The organism is Streptomyces sp. NPDC047706, from assembly GCF_043204795.1.
Taxonomy (GTDB): Bacteria; Actinomycetota; Actinomycetes; order Streptomycetales; family Streptomycetaceae; genus Streptomyces.
The window spans coordinates 1-1,042 of record NZ_JBIDCW010000077.1; the positions used below are offsets into that span (position 1 = coordinate 1).

General features: G+C 57.5%; 3 protein-coding genes. 1 reads left to right on the top strand and 2 read right to left on the bottom strand.

All coding sequences use genetic code 11. From position 1 onward, the window contains the following. Positions 1-316, top strand: a 316-nt coding sequence (locus tag ACGF8A_RS34585) for a lipocalin family protein (protein ID WP_393114816.1), incomplete at its 5' end; no start/stop codon positions are given. Here the strand turns inward: ACGF8A_RS34585 and sugE are convergent. Together sugE and ACGF8A_RS34595 are read right to left on the bottom strand one after the other, a co-directional pair. Beyond that, positions 310-627, bottom strand: coding sequence for a quaternary ammonium compound efflux SMR transporter SugE (sugE, locus tag ACGF8A_RS34590; protein ID WP_004929669.1), 318 nt, complete (start codon positions 625-627; stop codon positions 310-312). The genes ACGF8A_RS34585 and sugE overlap by 7 nt on opposite strands. A gap of 192 nt (positions 628-819) precedes the next feature. Continuing rightward, a complete protein-coding gene (locus tag ACGF8A_RS34595; RefSeq protein WP_004929668.1) occupies positions 820-951 on the bottom strand; it encodes an entericidin A/B family lipoprotein in 132 nt (43 codons plus the stop codon). Positions 952-1,042 lie beyond the last annotated feature (91 nt).

Below are 1,042 nucleotides of genomic sequence, written 5' to 3' on the forward strand. Positions count from 1 at the left end.
CATCAATCGCGGCTTCAATGCGCAAAAACAGCAATGGCAAGAAAGCGAAGGCAAAGCCTACTTTATCGGTTCACCGCAGGTCGCGGCGCTGAAAGTGTCGTTCTTCGGCCCCTTCTACGGCGGCTATAACGTGATTGCCCTGGACCCGGCGTATCGCTACGCGCTGGTTTGCGGCCCTAACCGCGACTATCTGTGGATCCTGTCGCGCACGCCGACGCTTGACGCCAGCGTACGCGACAGCTTATTGCAGACGGCCAAAGGCTACGGTTTCGCCACCGACAAGCTGATCTGGGTGCAACAGTCCGCCGATCAGTGACTGCTGAACTTCAGCCCGAGTATGCCGACCACGATCAGGCACAGGCTGATGATGCGCGCGATATTGGTCGATTCGCCCAACAGCACCATGCCCATGATGGCCGCGCCCACCGCGCCGATGCCGGTCCACACCGCATAGGCGGTGCCGGCGGGCAGCGTTTTCATGGCGTTGGCCAACAGCAACATGCTGACCACCATCGCAGCGATGGTGATGATGCTCGGCGTCAGCCGGGTAAAACCGTGGGTGTATTTCAGACCGATAGCCCAAACCACTTCGAGCAAACCGGCGATAAGCAGAATAATCCAGGCCATGAGACGGCCTCCCTACCACTGGGGTCGTCCCCGATAAAATGACGCGTAAACGGGTCGTCCCGTTTAGCGAGGTGACGCATGACGGGTAACCTCACCCGCACTGCGGCAGGATAGCAGCAGCGTTAACGCTCAGGCAAGGGATAGAAATGTGGCGGCTCTCCGCAGCCGGAACGCCGCCGGGTAGAGAACGGATTATTCCGCGCTGCGCTGAATAGCCTTGCCGCCGGCCTGAATGTCTTCACCCACACCGCGGGTGGTATTGCAGGCGGTCAGCGAGCTCAAAATCATCAAAGAGAAGATCGCGATAATACTTTTCTTCAGCATAAGAAAGTCCTTATTTGTCGTTGATGAAAAAGTACGGCTTTCTAAGCGTAGTCAAAATTGACGGAGGGTGTGGGATCGTGACCGGCTTTGT

Bases quoted from the DNA above. Each gene is read 5' to 3' on its own strand.
- ACGF8A_RS34595 (WP_004929668.1), bottom strand. From the start codon at position 951: ATGCTGAAGAAAAGTATTATCGCGATCTTCTCTTTGATGATTTTGAGC.
- sugE (WP_004929669.1), bottom strand. From the start codon at position 627: ATGGCCTGGATTATTCTGCTTATCGCCGGTTTGCTCGAAGTGGTTTGG.